This is a genomic window from Kitasatospora sp. NPDC057542 (assembly GCF_042801945.1).
GTDB lineage: Bacteria > Actinomycetota > Actinomycetes > Streptomycetales > Streptomycetaceae > Kitasatospora.
Genome location: NZ_JBHVFE010000719.1, coordinates 1 through 2,791, shown reverse-complemented (window position 1 = coordinate 2,791; position 2,791 = coordinate 1). Strand labels below are relative to the sequence as shown.

Below are 2,791 nucleotides of genomic sequence, written 5' to 3'. Positions count from 1 at the left end.
TGCCGAGGGCCCGTCCGGATCGGACGGGCCCTCGGGCTTTCGAGCGGTAGCGGTGGGATTCGAACCCACGGTGGAGTTGCCCCCACACACGCTTTCGAGGCGTGCTCCTTTGGCCGCTCGGACACGCTACCGAGAGGAACTCTACCGGAGGGGTGGCGCAGTCACGAAATCCGTATCGCCGGGGCGGTCGGCGGGCCCTCAGCGGTGGGTGTCGAAGAAGGCGCGCAGCTGCTCGCCGCACTCCTCGGCGAGGACGCCCCAGATCACCTCGGGACGGTGGTTGAGCCGGCGGTCGCGCATCACGTCGAAGAGCGAGCCGGCCGCGCCGGCCTTCTCGTCGAGGGCGCCGTAGACCACCCGGTCGATCCGGGACAGCACGATGGCGCCGGCGCACATGGTGCACGGCTCCAGCGTGACGACCAGCGTGCAGCCGCTCAGCCGCCACTCCCCGACCTTCCGGGCCGCCTGCCGGATCGCGACCACCTCGGCGTGCGCGGTCGGGTCGCCGACCGCCTCACGCTCGTTGTGGCCGCGTCCGATCACCTCGCCGTCCGGGTCCAGGACGAGCGCCCCGACCGGTACGTCCCCGGTGGCCGGCGCCAGCGCGGCCTCGGCCATGGCGAGGCGCATCGGCGCCGCCCAGCGGTCGCGGACCGGGTCGGGGCGGACGGGGGCGGGCAGCGAGGGGACGTGCGGGACGGTCAGCGAGGTGGATGCGGGCTGCATGGCATCCAGTGTCGGGCATCCGGTGGTGGACACCGGTACGGCCGACGGCGCTACCGGACGGCCTCCAGGACCTCGCCGCAGCCCAGGGCCTCGGCGATCTCCTCCAGGGCGTCGCCCGGCACCGCGCCCTCGCCGCTGAGTGCGAGCAGCTCGTCGGAGGCGAGGCCGAACTCGGTGAGGATGTGGGTGTCGCCGAGCGGGCCGACCGGGACGCCGCCGCGGGCGTCGGCCTCCTCCTCGTCCTGCTCCTCCGCCTCCTCGGCCTCGTCCAGCAGGTGGTCCAGGTCGCCGAACTCGCTCTCGCCGGCCTGGTCGACCAACTCGTCGGTGAGGACGGAGCCGTAGGAGCTGCGGGCGGCGGCGGCGCCGTCCGACACGAAGATCCGCGGGTCCTCCTCCCCGTCCACGCGGACGATGGCGAACCAGGCGTCCTCCTGTTCGATGAAGATCAGGACGCTGTCGTCGTCCTGGGCGGAGTCGCGGGCCAGATCGGCCAGATCGGCCAGGGTTTCGACGTCGTCGAGCTCCGTCTCGCTCACACCCCACCCGTCCTCGGTGCGAGCAAGCACTGCAGCGAAGTACGCCACCAGGGACACTCCCAAGATCATCGGTCTCGGCTGTCGGCGCGCACGGGCAACGCGGAAATCTGGCCGCCCCCGCGCCAGAGGCGGTCCGCTTGTTCGGACCGTCCCATCGGAATCGTGACAGAAAGGCCGCCTTCGCGGGGGGTGTTCGGCAGCGCGTCTTTGCAGGTCGTGTCGGAAGGACCGGGTGGCGGACGGCAAAGCCGTGCCGGACGGTCCGAAGCCGGTCGAAATTTGCTCCGAACGCCCGCCGGGGCCGCCCCGGGCCCGTTCCGGGTCTGCCCGGGGGCCGCGCCGGATGCGTGCCTCGATCGCGTCAGGGTGGTGCGGGCCGCTTCCGGGCCGTGTCAGATCCGGAAGGTTCGCATCCGCATCGCCTCGCGCATCCGTCGCTCCTTGGTCCGCCGGGGCTGGACCCGCTCCCGCAGCTCGCGGGCCTCGGTGAGCTCGCGCAGGAAGACGGCCCGCCGCTTGCGGCGCTCCGCCTCGGTCTCCGGGTGGTCGTACGGCGGGCCCGGGCTGTGGCCCGCCCCGTCGACGGGCTCGTCCATCGAGCCGTCCCCGGCGTTCGGGTTGCTCGTCATAAGAGGTGACATTCCCAGAACGGTCCGGTTGATACCACAGGAGACACTTCCGTCCGGACATCCGCGAAGGGTCGCGGCGTGTCACGGGAACGTCACCCGGACCGGCGCCCGGTGGGGCACGGCGAGTCGTACACCCGTCCAGGACCGGGCTAACCTCGGTACATGCGTCTCCACGTCGTCGACCACCCCCTGGTCGCCCACAAGCTCTCCACCCTGCGCGACGAGCGCACCGACTCGCCGACCTTCCGTCGCCTGACCGACGAGCTGGTGACCCTCCTCGCCTACGAGGCCACCCGGGACGTCCGCACCGACGAGGTGGAGATCACCACGCCCGTGGCGGTCACGCTGGGTACCCGGCTCAGCTACCCGCGCCCGCTGGTGGTCCCGATCCTGCGGGCCGGCCTCGGCATGCTGGACGGGATGACCCGACTGCTGCCGACCGCCGAGGTGGGCTTCCTCGGCATGGTCCGCAACGAGGAGACCCTGGAGGCCTCCACCTACGCCACCCGGATGCCGGATGACCTCTCCGGCCGCCAGGTCTACGTGCTCGACCCGATGCTGGCCACCGGCGGCACCCTGGTCGCCGCGATCAAGATGCTGATCGAGCGCGGTGCCACCGACGTCACCGCCGTGGTGCTGCTGGCCGCCCCCGAGGGCGTCGAGGTGATGCAGCGGGAGCTGGCGGACCTGCCGGTCACCGTGGTCACCGCCGCCCTGGACGAGCGGCTCAACGAGAACGGCTACATCGTCCCCGGCCTCGGCGACGCGGGCGACCGGCTGTACGGCACGGCCGGCTGAGCCTCCCCACCCGAACCACCGAACCACCGAAACACCGAGAGCCCCCCGGCACTGCGTCAACCAGCGGCTGTCCGGCGGTAACGCCGAGATCTCCGGCAC

The 2,791-nt window shown here is 72.2% G+C and carries 4 protein-coding genes and 1 tRNA gene; 1 reads left to right on the top strand and 4 read right to left on the bottom strand.

Features of this window, described 5'->3' with window-relative positions:
• Positions 1 to 44: 44 nt before the first annotated feature.
• The 4 genes from ACFU7Y_RS42645 to ACFU7Y_RS42630 form a co-directional block, all read right to left on the bottom strand.
• Positions 45 to 131 (bottom strand) — tRNA-Ser (locus tag ACFU7Y_RS42645).
• Between the two features lie 67 nt (positions 132 to 198).
• Positions 199 to 726 (bottom strand): tRNA adenosine(34) deaminase TadA, encoded by a 528-nt coding sequence (tadA, locus tag ACFU7Y_RS42640; protein ID WP_224276856.1) that lies wholly within the window; start codon positions 724 to 726, stop codon positions 199 to 201.
• Positions 727 to 776: 50 nt separating this feature from the next.
• Positions 777 to 1,334 carry a tRNA adenosine deaminase-associated protein gene (locus tag ACFU7Y_RS42635; protein ID WP_224276858.1) on the bottom strand — a complete coding sequence of 186 codons (558 nt, stop codon included), beginning with the start codon at positions 1,332 to 1,334 and terminating at the stop codon, positions 777 to 779.
• A 323-nt stretch (positions 1,335 to 1,657) separates the two neighbouring features.
• On the bottom strand, positions 1,658 to 1,861 hold the full coding sequence (locus ACFU7Y_RS42630; protein WP_224276889.1) for a hypothetical protein: 204 nt from the start codon (positions 1,859 to 1,861) through the stop codon (positions 1,658 to 1,660).
• 195 nt (positions 1,862 to 2,056) lie between these two features.
• Here ACFU7Y_RS42630 and upp point away from each other — a divergent pair, with 195 nt between their 5' ends.
• Positions 2,057 to 2,692: a uracil phosphoribosyltransferase gene (gene upp / locus ACFU7Y_RS42625; RefSeq protein WP_224276860.1), complete on the top strand. Its 636-nt coding sequence runs from the start codon at positions 2,057 to 2,059 to the stop codon at positions 2,690 to 2,692.
• Positions 2,693 to 2,791: the final 99 nt, after the last annotated feature.